At 47.0% G+C, this 14,669-nt stretch carries 17 protein-coding genes; 12 read left to right on the top strand and 5 right to left on the bottom strand.

Annotated elements, in window-relative coordinates:
* The 3 genes from N186_RS08900 (at position 1) to N186_RS08910 (ending at position 5,122) form a co-directional block, all read left to right on the top strand.
* Positions 1–2,964 (top strand): protein NO VEIN domain-containing protein, encoded by a 2,964-nt coding sequence (locus tag N186_RS08900; protein WP_052885587.1) that lies wholly within the window; start codon positions 1–3, stop codon positions 2,962–2,964.
* Positions 2,951–4,201, top strand: coding sequence for an MBL fold metallo-hydrolase (locus N186_RS08905; protein WP_020963488.1), 1,251 nt, complete (start codon positions 2,951–2,953; stop codon positions 4,199–4,201). The genes N186_RS08900 and N186_RS08905 overlap by 14 nt, the downstream gene beginning before the upstream one ends.
* A gap of 162 nt (positions 4,202–4,363) precedes the next feature.
* Complete coding sequence (locus N186_RS08910) at positions 4,364–5,122, top strand: TraB/GumN family protein (protein WP_148682194.1); 759 nt, start codon at positions 4,364–4,366, stop codon at positions 5,120–5,122.
* Positions 5,123–5,218: 96 nt separating this feature from the next.
* On the opposite strand, the gene N186_RS08915 is transcribed toward N186_RS08910, so the two are convergent.
* Positions 5,219–5,512: a hypothetical protein gene (locus tag N186_RS08915; RefSeq protein WP_020963490.1), complete on the bottom strand. Its 294-nt coding sequence runs from the start codon at positions 5,510–5,512 to the stop codon at positions 5,219–5,221.
* Positions 5,513–5,911: 399 nt separating this feature from the next.
* Here N186_RS08915 and N186_RS08920 point away from each other — a divergent pair, with 399 nt between their 5' ends.
* The 7 genes from N186_RS08920 (at position 5,912) to N186_RS08945 (ending at position 9,992) form a co-directional block, all read left to right on the top strand.
* Positions 5,912–6,187 (top strand): hypothetical protein, encoded by a 276-nt coding sequence (locus N186_RS08920; RefSeq protein ID WP_148682195.1) that lies wholly within the window; start codon positions 5,912–5,914, stop codon positions 6,185–6,187.
* Complete coding sequence (locus tag N186_RS08925; protein ID WP_187147025.1) at positions 6,174–6,596, top strand: type II toxin-antitoxin system VapC family toxin; 423 nt, start codon at positions 6,174–6,176, stop codon at positions 6,594–6,596. The genes N186_RS08920 and N186_RS08925 overlap by 14 nt, the downstream gene beginning before the upstream one ends.
* A gap of 247 nt (positions 6,597–6,843) precedes the next feature.
* On the top strand, positions 6,844–7,614 hold the full coding sequence (locus tag N186_RS08930; protein ID WP_020963493.1) for an LEA/WHy family protein: 771 nt from the start codon (positions 6,844–6,846) through the stop codon (positions 7,612–7,614).
* A gap of 126 nt (positions 7,615–7,740) precedes the next feature.
* On the top strand, positions 7,741–8,478 hold the full coding sequence (locus tag N186_RS08935) for a hypothetical protein (protein WP_020963494.1): 738 nt from the start codon (positions 7,741–7,743) through the stop codon (positions 8,476–8,478).
* Positions 8,479–8,890: 412 nt separating this feature from the next.
* Entirely contained in the window at positions 8,891–9,067 is a 177-nt protein-coding gene (locus N186_RS09800) for a hypothetical protein (protein ID WP_020963495.1), read from the top strand.
* A 284-nt stretch (positions 9,068–9,351) separates the two neighbouring features.
* The gene (locus N186_RS08940) at positions 9,352–9,588 is read left to right on the top strand and encodes a hypothetical protein (RefSeq protein ID WP_052885588.1); all 237 of its coding nucleotides are present in this window, start codon (positions 9,352–9,354) and stop codon (positions 9,586–9,588) included.
* Between the two features lie 2 nt (positions 9,589–9,590).
* The gene (locus N186_RS08945) at positions 9,591–9,992 is read left to right on the top strand and encodes a type II toxin-antitoxin system VapC family toxin (protein WP_020963497.1); all 402 of its coding nucleotides are present in this window, start codon (positions 9,591–9,593) and stop codon (positions 9,990–9,992) included.
* 103 nt (positions 9,993–10,095) lie between these two features.
* Here the strand turns inward: N186_RS08945 and N186_RS08950 are convergent, their stop codons facing one another.
* From N186_RS08950 to N186_RS08960, 3 genes are all read right to left on the bottom strand, one after another.
* Complete coding sequence (locus N186_RS08950; protein ID WP_020963498.1) at positions 10,096–10,425, bottom strand: anion permease; 330 nt, start codon at positions 10,423–10,425, stop codon at positions 10,096–10,098.
* 158 nt (positions 10,426–10,583) lie between these two features.
* Complete coding sequence (locus tag N186_RS08955) at positions 10,584–11,876, bottom strand: hypothetical protein (RefSeq protein ID WP_148682197.1); 1,293 nt, start codon at positions 11,874–11,876, stop codon at positions 10,584–10,586.
* A 43-nt stretch (positions 11,877–11,919) separates the two neighbouring features.
* Complete coding sequence (locus N186_RS08960; RefSeq protein WP_020963500.1) at positions 11,920–12,795, bottom strand: SDH family Clp fold serine proteinase; 876 nt, start codon at positions 12,793–12,795, stop codon at positions 11,920–11,922.
* A 389-nt stretch (positions 12,796–13,184) separates the two neighbouring features.
* On the opposite strand from N186_RS08960, the gene N186_RS08965 reads away from it, so the two are divergent.
* Both N186_RS08965 and N186_RS08970 read left to right on the top strand, forming a co-directional pair.
* The gene (locus tag N186_RS08965; RefSeq protein ID WP_020963501.1) at positions 13,185–13,409 is read left to right on the top strand and encodes a type II toxin-antitoxin system CcdA family antitoxin; all 225 of its coding nucleotides are present in this window, start codon (positions 13,185–13,187) and stop codon (positions 13,407–13,409) included.
* Positions 13,409–13,822, top strand: a complete 414-nt coding sequence (locus N186_RS08970; protein ID WP_020963502.1) for a type II toxin-antitoxin system VapC family toxin — start codon at positions 13,409–13,411, stop codon at positions 13,820–13,822. Before N186_RS08965 ends, N186_RS08970 begins: the two co-directional genes overlap by 1 nt.
* A gap of 254 nt (positions 13,823–14,076) precedes the next feature.
* Here the strand turns inward: N186_RS08970 and N186_RS08975 are convergent, their stop codons facing one another.
* A complete protein-coding gene (locus N186_RS08975) occupies positions 14,077–14,433 on the bottom strand; it encodes a nucleotidyltransferase domain-containing protein (protein WP_020963503.1) in 357 nt (118 codons plus the stop codon).
* Between the last annotated feature and the right edge of the window lie 236 nt (positions 14,434–14,669).

A 14,669-nucleotide genomic window follows, 5' to 3' on the forward strand; every position in this document is an offset into this window, starting at 1 on the left:
ATGGCTCTAAGCCTTGTCCACGACGTTTTGGATCTTTATTCCCGGTATAACCCGATTCTGTATCTTGGCCTTCAGAGGGCTAGGCCTCCCGTTTATCCTTATCTGCATCAAGCCGAGTTCCTTGCACGTACAATGGTTAGGGTGCCGGTCCGCGTGTTTGTTGCGGACGAGATAGGTCTCGGCAAGACTGTTACAGCTATTTCGACTGCTAAGAGGCTTTCCGATCTGGGCCTTGCCAAGAGGGTTCTCATATTGGTTCCCCGGATACTTGTGAGGCAGTGGCTCCTAGAGCTTGAACGCTTCGGTATAAGGGCCACAAGGATCGAGAGAGCGAACTTCCAGAGTCTTTCTTCGAGCGGTTTTCCAGAGGGTTTCTATGTCGCGTCGATGGATCTAGTTAAAAGGGAGAGGTACATGGATAAGATTCTAGGTGTTTCCTGGGACTTGCTTATTGTGGATGAGGCTCACAGGGTAGGCAAGTCATCTGCCAAAAAAGAGACCCAGAGGTACAGGTTTGTCTCTAGGATTGCGGTCGACAAGTCCAAGCATATCCTTTTGCTTTCTGCTACGCCCCACCGTGGAGACCCTAAGGACTATCTTTCCAGGCTTATGCTTTTGGACCCCTCCTTAACGACAGATTTTCAGAGGCTTGACAATGTGTTATTTTATAGTGCTACACAGAATGTGCTGGTCTTTAGAAGAACAAAGCTCGACGTGAACAATGTCTATGAAGGTGAGAAGGTCTTTCCAGGGTGTAGTGTTTCAGCGGTGATTGTCCCTGCTACCCGTGACGAGAGCGAGTTCCATAGGAGGCTTATAAGCTTCCTCAGGACGAAGATCCTCGACTACCATAATGTGAGTGGAACAGAGCCTAGGGCTCTTGGTCTTCTCAATGCTTTGATCTTTAAGAGGGCTTCATCGAGCCCGGCCGCTGCTATTAACACTATGCAGGTTATCCTCGAGAAGCGAGCATACTGGCTCCAAAATAGGGTTATTGCCGAGAAAGATTTAAGGAAAAGGATTAATCTTGCCAAGGCTCTACTCGGCACTGGTTTTGAGGAATATGAGGAAGATGTGGATCCAGACAAGGTTGTTGAAGAGTTTGCAGAAAGGTGCTCTATCCTGTTTTCTGAAAATGATGTAAGAGAGCTTCAGCATCTTGTCCAGCTCGCCAAGGCTTCGATGACTAATGATAGCAGGCTGAAGGGCGTTGTTAGCATTGTTGAGCAACATGTAAGCATGGGCGACAAGGTAATCTTGTTTACAGAGTTTAAGGATACAGCTCACTACGTGTTCGATGCTCTGGTGAAGGTTCTCGGCAGAGAAAACGTGAGGTTGCTCACTAGTGACGAGGCGGCCAGGGAAGAAGAGCTGATGTCGATACGTTCGTGGCTCGAGGAAAACGGGAAGAGAGTTCTAGTTGCAACTGACGTGGCATCTGAGGGCCTTAACCTCCAGGTTGCCAATGTCCTGATAAATTATGAGCCTCCCTGGTCCCCCATAAAACTGGAGCAGAGGATTGGGAGGGTTTGGAGGCTGGGTCAAAAGAAGGATGTAAATGTTTATACTGTTTTCCTTGCTGTCGACAGCGACAAGGATGTTCTAGACGTGTTGTACAAGAAGCTCGTTGCTATGGGGAGGGCTCTCGGGAAGCTCGAGAAGCCTCCAGTCGGAGAAGAGGCATACGTTATCGACTTCGAGGAAAGGAGAGAGCCGCAACCTGTTACACTGTCTATTAAGAGTGGATCAAGGCTCAAAAAGGTAAGCGAGTACACACTTAGAAGGCAGTACATCGAAAAGGGCAGAGAGGGCTTCGAGAGGCTCGTAGACTCTATTGCAAGAACTATACAGCAGCTCCAGAAGGATCTTGAAAAGGTTAGCGGTAGTAAGAGGCTTACACGTGAACAAATAATGCAGTTTATGGAGAAGACGACGGGATTCACTTCTTCTAAGGAGGCCTTGAGCTATGTGGCCAGACTCGTTGAAGCTATTGGTAAAAGGTACCCGGACTTGGTGCAAAATAAGGATGGGAAAATCTATGTAAAGGCACCTGGAGGGGCCCTTGTTCCCCTTGACAAGGCACAGGAAGCTATTATCACCTTGTTGTCGAACATTGCTTCGCGCGAATCAAAGGCTAAAAGTGCTGTGCCAATAATAGTGTCGACGGGCGAGAGAGACCAGGAAGTAAGAATATATGTGGTAGGAATATCTTTTCGCGGCGGGCCCACTCTTTATAGGGAGCCTGTCGCCATTTCTGATGATGGAAGAATCTTTAGGGGCAAAGAGCTCTTAGAGATCCTGGCAAGGGCTATCGAAAACAAGTACTTTGATACAGTAGATACAGATGTCGAGAACCAGGTACCAGCAACAGACAAGCACATGTTGACACTTCACATTCAGGGGCTCGCTAGAGATCTGGCAAATGACTATGAACGGTACAGGAGCCAAGTTGCCCAACAAAACCTGCTAAGGGAAAAGTCTCCTCAGAGACTCATTGAAAGTCTAAGCATAGAGGAGCCAAGACTCATAGGAAAAATATTCTTCACCTCGAGAGCTTCACGTCTGTCAGAAGAGTCTCTAAGCCTGGAGGAGAAAGCCGAGATAGAAGCTGAAGCTATGCGTATCGCAATGGAACATGAGCGCCAGCAGGGCCGTGAACCCCTTGATGTACACGAAAGAGAGCACTACGACATTTTGAGCCAAGACCCTGTGAGCGGCGAGGTGAGATACATAGAGGTAAAGGGGCACGCTGGACCCTCGCTGATGATCGAGCTTACTGAGGACGAGTACCGTTTCGCCTCCCAGAACAGGGACAGGTATTGGATATACATTGTCAGGAATATTAAGCTTGGAAGACCCGAGCTGATACCTATAAGGGATCCTATTTCAAAGATAGATTTCCGGCCTGTTGGAGCCCTTAAGTTCGTTGGTGTTCCTAGGGGCGACTTGTATGGTACAAGTTGAGGTCTTACAGGGCGACTCGGAGATTGGGGGCAACTGTATAAGGATACGGGACCGAGACAGGGTTCTCGTATTTGATCAAGGGCTAAGGTTTAAATGGCTAAAAAAGCTCTATGGCTATAGGCTTAGGCCCGCGGGGCCAGACGAGCTTAGAGAAGTTGGAGTTCTGCCGAGCAGGGACGAGCTAGCGGAGGCCGAGGCGCTCTACATAACCCACTTCCATTTTGACCACTTGGGGCTTCTTGGCGATCTTCCGGACGAACTAGTCATAAAGGTGCCGTCTGTAGAGGCCTTAATGCTTATCAGTGAATGGTACGAAAATTCTCCCGACTGGACTGCATATGTTCCTCCGAGATACGCGGCGAAGATAGAAGAGTCGGAGCATAGAGTCGTAGATAAACGTGGTGTTATGGCTCTGCGTGTGCCTCACAGCTCCTACCCCTCGGTTGCTTACCTCTATTTTGGGAGCGACGAGAACATACTTTATACTGGGGACTTCCGATTCGATAAACTCCAGGGAACCGCTCAGCTCTATCCACACACTCTTTTTGACTACTTTGAGGAGAACCCTGATATAAGGATTGACAAACTCATAGTTGAGGGTACAAACTTTGGCAGGCCAGTGTGGCCCCTATCCTGGGAAGACTCTCTACCATTGCTAAAGAAGATACTGTCTTCAAGGGTTCCACTATTTATAGCCCTCCACAGGCTCGAGTTCGACCTGTTTATGGCCCTATATGCACTGCTTCGTGAGACAGGTCGAAGGGGTATTATCGCCTCGAAAAAACTCCTAGACGTTGTCGAGCTGTGGACTTCGCATCTCAACCTGGAGACGGAGGGAATATTCCGTGCGCCCACACTTGCCGAGAAGCCGTCCCTAGTCGAGCTTGCCGGCTACGATGATCTACGGAACCCCAGCGCATATACGGTAATCGCAGACCTCTTCGAGGTGGTAGACTTTGCTAGGGGGGCTGCAAGGGAGATAGAGCTCCAAGGGGGAATAGCCATCCTTATGATCTCCGAGCACGAGGCGGAAGAGGGGGTGGAAGAGGCCGTTGCGCTCGGCTGGCTCCGCCGCCTGGGGCTTCAGTCGTATAGGCTGAGGGTTTCTGGGCACTATTATCCCCACGAGTTCGCTAGGCTTGTTGGGCTCGTCAAGCCGAGGGAGATAGTGCCGGTCCACACGGAGGAGCCGGAACTCATGCTTAGGGTTTTTGGAAAGGTTTCTCAAAGGGAGTAAGGAAAATGAGAGAACTTTTTCTCTTATCCTCTGTAAGTCTTCACTTTGTCATTTAATAGCGAGGTACGTAGCTATACTAGCAATATATCAAAATAACTTTCAGTGTTATTTTAGAAAATTATCTTTACAATAATTACCTTGAGTAATTATGGTGGCAAAGTAATGATAAAGGACAAATGTTACATCTATGGATCTATACATATCTTGTTACCTCATCTTGAAAATGCATTGGACAAGGTGGATGTCGTTTTGCTTGAGGGTTTTTTAATACGGGAATGGGAGAAATTGGTGAGGAAAGATCCTGTGACAATAGTGTCTATTTTAGGCGTGCTTTTTTCGTTATTAGTTGAGAAGATAGCTTTTGGAATAGCAAGATGGTACTATAAGGTATTCCGTGGTATAGAGTTCAAGGGGGATATGTTCTCCGTGGCGACGCTGGCAAAGGAAAGAGGAAAAATAATTGAAAGAACAGATTCTGACTTTCATGAAGTATATGCTTTGAAAAAGAGTGTCTACGTGGAAGTTTTCACTGTTTTTATTTTATTTTTAGTGGGGATTCCATTGCTTGTATTGATCTTATTGACGCTATTCATTGAAATTATAATCACAGCTAATGGTATTTTTTATTGGGAATATTTTATTCAAATTTTCCAAGTGGGGATCCAGTCTGGAATTTTAGTGATGATGCAACCGGAGCAAGCTTTCAAACTTGCTACTTTACTAGTTACAGGTGGCTTGCTTCTCAGCGGGCCGATTTTTGCCTACAGAACAATTGACATCCGTGATTCCAAGGTGGTGGAAAGAGCAACTGAATTGGTCAATTCTGGTAAAACTGTTCTAATAGTGAGAGGAAAGATGCATGTAAATGGCATAGTTAGGGAATTAGAAAAGAGGGGCATTTATTGCAAAGAGATTAACTAGTTGTTGATGATTAGAGTCTTCTGCGCTAATAGCCTCGGACTGCCCTCCTAGTCCCCCGTAGGCAAAAATCCTAAAAGATGCATACCGCCTGAAAATTCAGAGATTATGCTTTTTGTATATTATTGCGAATCCTTTGACTCCTTGGAAGGAGGTTCCGAGTAAGAGGCTTGCCTTTGTGAGGCCTATGTTTGGGATGACTGCTGTGGCTTCGCCGTGGTTTTGCTGTATGTGGTCGAGGGCTTTTCCGAGCTCTGGTAGTTCTTGCTCGAAGTCGTCTATTGGGAGGTAGAAGATGCCCCACTGGTCGCCGTCGTAGACGTGCTTCATGTATGGAGGGTCTTTTCCCGTTTTGTCTGGGTCGCGGTTTTCGCTCGTTTTTTCCTTACTCATATGTTTCTATCTTTATCTCTTTATTTAAGTTTATACGATTAATTGTTTGGCATGGTGATTTATCGAGGATCCGAGGTATAGTTGCGACTTAGCTCGAGTTCTATTTTTTCATTTTCTGCGAGCTCATATTGCAGTATGGCTCCGCTTCTGCTAAAGTATCGCTTTACGTTAAGGTAGGTACATCTGCTTAGCGCGCGAAGAGTGGGGCGAGGCGTTCAACGTTCTTGACAGCAGGGTGGGCGAAAAGATACTCGGTCTTCTGGGGCTCAGTGTCTAGAGAGGACAAAGATACCAGTCTTTTGGGTACTGTGGTCTTTTTGAATAAGGGGGTCTGGTGTAAAAGTGGCTGTTTTGTGGCAAAAAGGCTTTTATGTCTTATGGCATTATGTAATCAGTACCATGATAAGGGCTAATATAAGTAAGGATCTTGAGAGAAGGTTTAGGGAACTTGCGATGAGGAGGTTTGGATACGGAAAGGGCTCTCTGCAAAAAGCAGTCGAGGAAGCTATTGCGCGGTGGGTTTCATGGGTGGAGGAAGAGAGCTTAAAGTTTGAAGGGGACCCCGTGGAGGCTATTGACGGGATCCTTGCGGACCTTGATGTTGATTCGGTGGAGCTTCAGCATAGGCTTAAGGAGTTCTGGGCCTCAAAGGTGCTCAAGGATGTACCTGGTTGATACGAACATCTTTCTCGAGGTCATGCTTTCCCGTAGGAGGAAGGACGAGTGCAAACTCTTTTTGAAGATGCTGAGGGACGGCGAAATATTGGGAACCGTGACCGATTTCTCGGTTCACTCAATAATGGTGCTCTTGGACAGACTTAACAGGCCCGAGAAGCTGAAGACTTTTCTCCTGAGCTTGACCGGGTACAGGGGTCTAGCTGTGCACTATACGTCTATTGCGGAGGAGGTTAGAGCGGTGGAATTGGCGCGGGAGAAGAAACTGGACATAGATGATGCACTGCAGTACGCTGTTGCTCTCTCTATTGGTGCAGATGCCATAGTTTCATTCGACGAGGACTTCAGTAACTTGGAGATACCGAGGCTGGAGCCGGTCGAAATCATTGATAAAAGGAAGAGCCATTAGTGAATTGAAAGTACCTTTTCTTAGCAAGCTTGGGTACTCCTAGACCTGCAACATAAAATTTGTGGAAATATGGACATGCATCAAACGATTTGGAGAAAGTGACGGGCCTTTCCTCAAAGGCTTTTTGTTAAGGGCTGTCCATGCTGTCTTCTGCTGAATATTTGGGAGGCTTTGCACGCGCTTGTTGATGTTTCTCCTTGAAGATTTTACATAAAATATATTTGATTGGTTTTCAATTTTTATTGTTGTGGAGGAGGACGACGACTTTTGGGTGTCCTCCATAGAGTTGTATCCGAGGGCTTCACGTAGACGTAGAGTTGTAAAGGCTATAGTTGTTCTCCTCGTTATGGGTTTTCTGGTTTACCTCGGGCTTCTTTATTATTCTATGACGAATGTTGAGGTGAGTGTTGATAGGGTTGGGTTCTCTAGTCCGGACCAGTTGCTGAACATTGTTGCTAGTCGCCGTCTCAGTATAGATGTTTATCTTAACGTGAAGGGTAGAGGTGTTTTGCCTGTAGATGTGAAGAGTTTTTCTTCGGATATTTATCTCGAGGGGCAATATGTTGGCTTCGTGAAGAGTTCCCAGCCGTTCACTATCGAGCCGGGGGAGTCCCGTCCTGTGCACTTGGTTTTGACTCTAGATGCTTCCTCTATATCGGCCGAAAGCCTGGCAAGCGTGTTGCAGTCGGTTATTGACCACAACGGCGAGGTCATGGTTGCGCTTGATGGTAAGGTTGAGGTTTCGGCTTTGTTTTTCTCTCTAGACGTTCCAGTGAGACGTGAGACATATGTCTTGATTGCTCCTCCTTCTCCTAGGGTCGAACAAGCAGTTTGGAGTAAAACTTCGTGTAAAGCTGGGGAAAGTGTCGATTTTCAGGTGGTGGTGAGCAATGTTTACAGATCCCAGCGCCTTACTGGAACCTTAGAGGTTGCTGTACGGGAGGACGTTGCGCTTAGCCAAGACAGGGATGCCTCTGTATACACCTATCAACTTGATCTCGCTCCCGGAGAAAATTAGACGCTTAAAGGCACGTTTAAGACTTATGCAGGAATAGGTACGAGGGGATTCTTTCTGAAGGTTTTCTGGGACGGTAGAGTTATTAGCGAGCAGCCTCCCTTATATCCTCCTAGGCTACAGGTCATTGTGCCAAGGGCAGTGGTTAGGGTTATTGACGCATACTGGACAGTGGGTGGTCAGAGGGTTTCTAGCTGTAAAGTAGGAGACGTAGTAACAGCTCATATAATTTTGCATGCTGAAGGTAGTTCTGTTGAGGGGCCGTTGACTATTAGAGTTCGGAAAGACCTTGCATTTATGCCTGACAAGGATCTGCAGGTAGAAAACCAGTATATTTCAATTGGCGAGGGCCAAAATAGGGAGATAACAGTGACTTTTCGACCGGACGAGCCAAGCAGTAGCTCTTTGCGGGGATACTTCGTCGAATTGGAGGGTATAGTTTCGTGGACTATGCCCGAGAACTATCCGCCCAGGCTCCAGGTTTATGCAGCATCTCCGGTTCAGGGAACTTTGGTAGTGGAGTCCGCCTGGTGGACGGTTAACGGGAGGGTTGTAACAAGCGCCATTGTTGGGCAGGTTGTTACGGCTCATGTTCGGGTGAAAGCTGTTGGAGGCAACGTTCAGGAGGTTGTGCAGGTGAGGGTCCGCAGGGACCTGGCTTTACAGCCGGACACTGATCTAGTAGCGAATAGCTTCAATGTGAAGCTTGAGAATGGCCAGTCGATGGAGCTCACGGTCACGTTTACGGCCTCCGAAAAGTCTGGCTTGAGTTTTAGGGGATACTTCCTTGAGGTAGATTTCCTGAACTCTCAGCGTACCTGGACTATGGAGAATTCCTACCCGCCAAGGCTGAAGGTTGAAGGCTAGTTAAGTTAAAGAATCTTGGGGACGTGCCTAAGAGGGATTACAAACAATGAAAATTTTCTTTGCCTTTTTAACCATGTTCTGTTATGCTCTTCTTCAAGCCTTTGCACTTAGCGCGCGCTAGGGAGAGGCGTAGAAAAAAATTATTTAAAGATTTTCGTACATTGGTTTTTGGTTTTTCATTTTACTGTGAAAAGCTTTATAAATCTTTAGTTTCAGTATGTTTTTAGTGCGTAGGAATTAGCGTAACTATTACTGAAGAACAGTTGAAATTAGTACTAGATAAGCTGGACCTAATAAGGATTGAACTTTTTAAACTCAGAGCTATGCTTCTGCTCAAGGAAGAGTTAAGTGAAAAGATATGAGAAGCGCGCGAAGCGCTTAGTGGTGGAGGTTCCTAACCGGGCGGATGGGGATGAGGGACGTTGTTGAGAGGTATGTAGAGCTGAGGTTATCAAGCGGTGTTTCTAGGGAAGAGTATATCCGCTATATGAATATCAATGTGGACGAAATCGTAGAATACGATATCGACAGGGAGGCTGAGGCCCTATGGGGAAACAGGAGAAAGGCTCGTGAAAGACGCCAGTTCTAGACTAGCGTGCTTTTACAGAGAACTTACATACAGCTAGATACTCCTAGACATTAGCATGGGATGGTCAGACGAGGATCTTTAAGGTTGGAGTTTTGCCTCTGCACGGTGACTACTTAGAGATGATTTGGGAAAGCCGCAGACCATTTCATCTTGTTTTTTGCGCGCTACTGCCTAAAGGTTAAATGCTACCCAACAGGAACAAAAATTCGTTGTTATGATTAGGATAGACCTTTTATAGTTGGTATAAATAGGTAAACCTTATATCTAACTACATTTAAGTCTACATGAGTTTCATGAGCTATGTGACTGTATCTGCGAAAATTCCCAGGCGCCTGAAGGAGATGCTAGAGCGGTATGGTATCAAGCCGGGACCCGTGATCAGGAAGGCTCTTGAGGAGGAGGTTAGGAAGCGTGTATTGGAGGAACTCGAGGAGAAGGCTAAGGAGCTAAGCGCCAGGCTAAGTCACATAAGTGACGAGGAGGTAGCATCTCTTATTCGTGAAGATAGGGAGGGGAGGTAAAGATGTACCTGTTTGATGCCAGTGCTATAGTCAACTTAGCTAAGCGGGGCTTACTCAAGCCGCTAGGAGAGGGTTTAAGCCTTGACCTTGCAGTGTACGAGGCGCTTAACGCGGTGTGGAAGGAGCATGTGTTGCAGAAAAGGATAGATGCAGATACTGCTAGAGGCCTCGTAGAAATCTTGATGGGTGCGTTAAACGTGGTTCCCTTAGAGAGTATTAAAGGAGTTGAGATGGAGGTGTATGAGTTGGCATCGAGGGAGAGGCTAACAGTGTATGATGCCTCTTATCTATACATTGCGCGCAGAGATAAGTTAACTTTAGTATCCGATGATGATAAGCTTCTTTCGAAGGCTTCACGCTACGTGGGAACAGCTAGAACAATGAATATTTTGAAGCGGTTCTAATGTGTTTTTGCCAATCTTCAATGTGTTGAAGGTATCTAGCTTGGTCTAAAGGGGTTTAATTATAGGGGACTATTTGTTAGAAAAAAGGTTTGGTTTGGGTTTATTAGAGTATAAGCATTAGGATGGGTAGTCCTAGGGCTAGGTAGGCGATGAAGTATATGATTCCGAATATTAGTCCTAGCTTCCAGTAGTCGGAGCCCTTGATGTATCCGCTTCCGTAGTAGACTGGGGCTGGTCCCGTCGCGTATGGGGATATTATGCCCGTTAGTCTAAGCGTGTATGCGAGGCTGTATGCTGCAAGCGCGGGGGGTATGCCGTGCTGGATTAGTGTCTTTAGGAATATTGGGTAGAGTGCTGTAGTGTGTGTGGTCAGGCTCGCGAAGAGATAGTGTAGCCAGTAGAAGTTCCCGAGACATTGTAGGGAGTGAAACATCTAAGCAAAGAGAAATACACATAACGAGCTAACACTAAAAGCTTTATGATAGCCTCCTCGCTTTTAGGTCGTGCTCTCGTTTATTGGCATTTCTTGTCTACATGAGATTCTGCGCGCGCTGTGAAAGAATGAATACTTTGCAAAAACTATATTTTAACTTAGCCTCTACAGGCGACACATGAACCATTATCTTGGCGAGTGTGAAGTGTAGATGTGAGGCTCAAGGAGCTTGCTGGGGCACTCCCTGCAACGTCTAGGGATGGATCCTGGCTTGCAGAAACACAGTCAAAGTACGCGACCACGTATACTTCGTCTATGTATAGCCAGCTCCTGTAATATTGGTCGCTATACGTGTGCAGTAAGAAACTGAGAGTTATCGTGGAGCCTGCAACCCCACTGAAAAACGTGCTATTCCTCTGCCAGCCAGTGTCCCTGAATGGGCCATAATTGTTTCCCGAGTTGGGGTTGTATCCGTTCTTCCAGTAGAAGGTTGTTGTGCCCTTGCTAAGAGAAAGAGTAATATAGTCGTAGTTTGCAGAGTCCCACGTCAAGAAGCGCCACCAGAAAGTCGCATTTACATATTTCACTTCGACGCCGTCAATGCTCGACGGCACACTAATGGAACGCCTGAGATAATCGTCCCTCGCTGGAACTGGTTCACAGGTCACCTGGTTCCCGAAGCCTATCCATGCCAGCCATGACCCCGCCACGGGTCTAGTTGTATCTGTAATCGTTCGGGGAGTTGGTGTTCTTGTGTAGCATGTCTCAGTGACTGTTACATCATAGTTTTTCTGTTCTACATATGCATAGGTTGTACTTGTCCAGCCCGCCAATGTTCCACTTTCGAACCCGTCGTAGAAGAGGACTACTCTGGGCGGAGTGGGGAGGGTCTTGACTATCCATACTATTTTTTGGCGTGCCTTTGCCGTGGAGTAGTTGAAGTATAGCCACGTATATATACGGGCCACCTCGACGCCTAGCGGTGCTCCAGAGCCGACAGCCACCTGTAGGCTTAGGCTTGTTTGTCCGCTTATGGTGACGGGTGTCCCTGTCTGCTGGGTTATTGTGCCCCTGGACACTACTACCTGTAGGTTGGCTCCGAGGGTTATAGAGGCATTTAGCTGGCCAGCATAGCTACCGGAAACACTCTCAGCGAAAAGCTTAGCAGAAACACCAGAACCACTAACGTTAAGCACAGGGCTAAAAGTTGCCCTGTGACACCTTGGAACTGACACCTCAACGTATGTAACATTTAAGCCGTCCTCGATACTCGAATATACTCTACCAGACTTAACGCCGTAGGCTGGGTTCCCAAGGTCCCTACCGGCAATTTTCTTTACGGGCGGCTGGGTCGCCTGGACGTGCCACTCATTTACATTCGTTATAGTGATTGCCGCTAAAGCGCCTACACATAAAAGCACAGCAAGCAGGAGCGCCTCAATCCTCCTCACGCCTAGCCACCCGGGAAGCTTGAAAAGCTCGCGGCCATGCTCCTTATCTCTGCCAGCGGGCACGCGCTGGTTCTTGTCTTGTGGGGTAGAATGGGACTGGTGGTCGTGGGAGGTACTCTATTCCTGGTCTTTGCTGTATGGCTTGTGGGTATAGTTGCATGAGTGTATAGATTTCTGGCGGGATGTTTGTGTTTATGTTTAGTCCTAGCTGTTTTGCCTGGTCGGCTGTTATTGGGTAGTCGTGGGTGTATCTGCCTTCTGTGAGGGTTCTGGCTATTTCTCTTGCTTTTTCTTGGGGCATCTTGTCAGCGAGTAGGGAGACTATGAAGTCTTGTATCTCGTTTATTGCTTTTTCGGCTACGTCTGCTAGGATTAGGAATTCTTCTTTTGCCTGTTCGCCTTTGAGCTTTGCGACTTTTACTAGGCTTGGTGCCGGGTAAGCGGTGTTGCCCACGGGTATCTGTGGGTCTAGGGGTCCCAGGACAGCGTTGGGGTCCATGATTATCTCGTCTGCCGCTAGGGCTATCAGGGTTCCCCCGCTCATAGCATAGTGTGGAATTATGACTATCTTCTTGGCTGGGTGCCGTTTGAGCGCCATTGCTATCTGTGACGCTGCTAGGACTAGTCCGCCCGGCGTGTGTAGTATGAGTGCTATCGGCTGGTTGGGCGGGGTTGTCCTGATAGCCCTTATGACTGCCTCTGAGTCTTCTATGTCTATGTATCTGTAGAGCGGGAAGCCTAGGAAGCCTATTTTTTCTTGTCTATGTATGAGAGTGATGACTCTCCAGCCGTACTTCTTCTCTATTGCCTGTATAAGCTTCAGCCTTGCCCTGGTCAAAGCGTTCATCTGTAGCTGTGGATGGAAGACAATGTAAAGGAGGAGGATATAGAACAAAAGGCTCATTATATCTATATCCATTTAACCACCTTACAACAGGAATAATCTACGCGTAAAGCTTTAAGCTTATTGGTTCAAGCACAACAGTGACTATAGGAGGCGCCACAATCTATAATCCTTGAAAGGAAAACAAGCACAATTGTTCCACTTGCGAGTAGAATGAGTTCTAGGCGCGTTCTGAGAAAACTTTTCATTTTAGTCGTGGTACGTAAGCGCTAAATCCGCTTCCTCTGCTAGTTTTTTGGCATTCTCTCTTTGTCATTTTTTACCATGTTTCGCTGGGGCGAGCTAACGTAAAATTAAGTTGATAGACATATATGTTGACGAATGACGGGCAACAATGCTTCTCAAAGTAATACGCATTCCAGTAGACGGAATTTTTATATACCCAATTCTTTGTATACATATTTGTGTCTACTGAAGTGCTATCTGTTAGGGTCAGGAGAGAGCTTAAGGAGGAAGCTTTGAGGCTGGGAATCGATGTTAGGAGTGTTATTGAGAGGGCTCTCGAGGAGGAGGTAAGAAAGGCGAAGAAGGAGAAGTTCAGGGAGTTGCTCGAGGAAGCCCTAAAGGGTTGCGACATAACGGTTGAAGAATGGGTTAGGGCAGTAAAGGAAACTAGGAGGGAACATTAATGGTTGAGTACCTGCTTGACGCCTCTGCACTTTATCCACTCATGTTGAAGATGAAGGATAAGCTTTTCGACTACTTAAATCTCTTTGTAGTGCTGGATCTGACAGTATATGAGATTGGCAACGTGATTTGGAAGGAGAGTCGGGTAGGCAGGGTTAGGGCTCCTAAGGCTTTAGCGATAGCATTCGCAGAGGTATTTAGGGAAGTTAAGGTTGTCAGATTGAGGGACGAGGAAACAGCGGACGTCTTAGAGCTGGCTTTGGCGGAGGAAATAACCTTCTATGATGCGGCTTACCTGTACGCAGCTAGAAAGCTCCGCTTAAGGCTTGTGACCGAGGACTCGGATTTGAAAAAGTACCCAGAATCTGTAGGCTTAGAAGAGCTCGTTGCAGGGCTAGAGCGTTCGAGGCGTTAGTGGCTAAGGCGATTTAAAGGTGCGTGCCTGAGTATTGCGCCCCAGAAAAGCTATAAAAAGTTCACCTGGAATTGGTGTTAACGAAGGCTTTCTAAAAGAGGCCGGGTCAACTGTAATAATTAGAATGTGGGTGCTCCACCTAGTCGAAGGCTTTTTAGGAACACATTCTGTATTGCATGTGCAACTCCTCGTCGCGATAGTTATAGCAGTGTTGTTTAGGTGCCACTTTTGGATTAGCGCGAGACTACAGGACCCTAACCAGCTTTGCTCCTTCCAGGAGTGAGAGCTCCTCCTTTGTAAGCAGGTGTATCTCGAAGGGGTACCACCATGGCTCGCCCTTCTCCTCCATCAATCTCCATAGCCTGCTCAGTAGCCTGGATTTTCTCCCGCGATGTTCTAGGAGGCTCTTCTAGGACTATTGCGATGTCCACATCGCTGTCAACCGTGAGCTTGCCCTCTACCGCCGAGCCGAATACGTAGACCTCTGCACCCTTCCCAAAGACGGTTTTAACAGCTTCTACGAGTATTTCCAGGTAGTCCCTCCACTTTAAGAGCTCGCGGAGCTTCCACGTCTGTATCTCGATGGCTAGATCCTCCCTAGGAAAAGACATTGTCCTCAATCGCCTCTAATATCTTAAAAAGATTTTCTACTTAGCGCGCGCTCCGGCTATGTTTCGTGGATTATCCTCTTGACAAGGCTTGACGAGGTTATTAAAAGCAGTGAATAGAAAACACAGTGAGTTGACAGTTTAAAATGTTCCAAAACTATAACACTTGTGTGATTGTTTTGGAATAGTTTTTATGATGGAAAGCTTGCTTCCTCCAAGTAGCGATGAAAGAGGATGGA

Origin of the sequence: Thermofilum adornatum (assembly GCF_000446015.1) — an archaeon.
GTDB classification, from domain to species: domain Archaea; phylum Thermoproteota; class Thermoprotei; order Thermofilales; family Thermofilaceae; genus Thermofilum; species Thermofilum adornatum.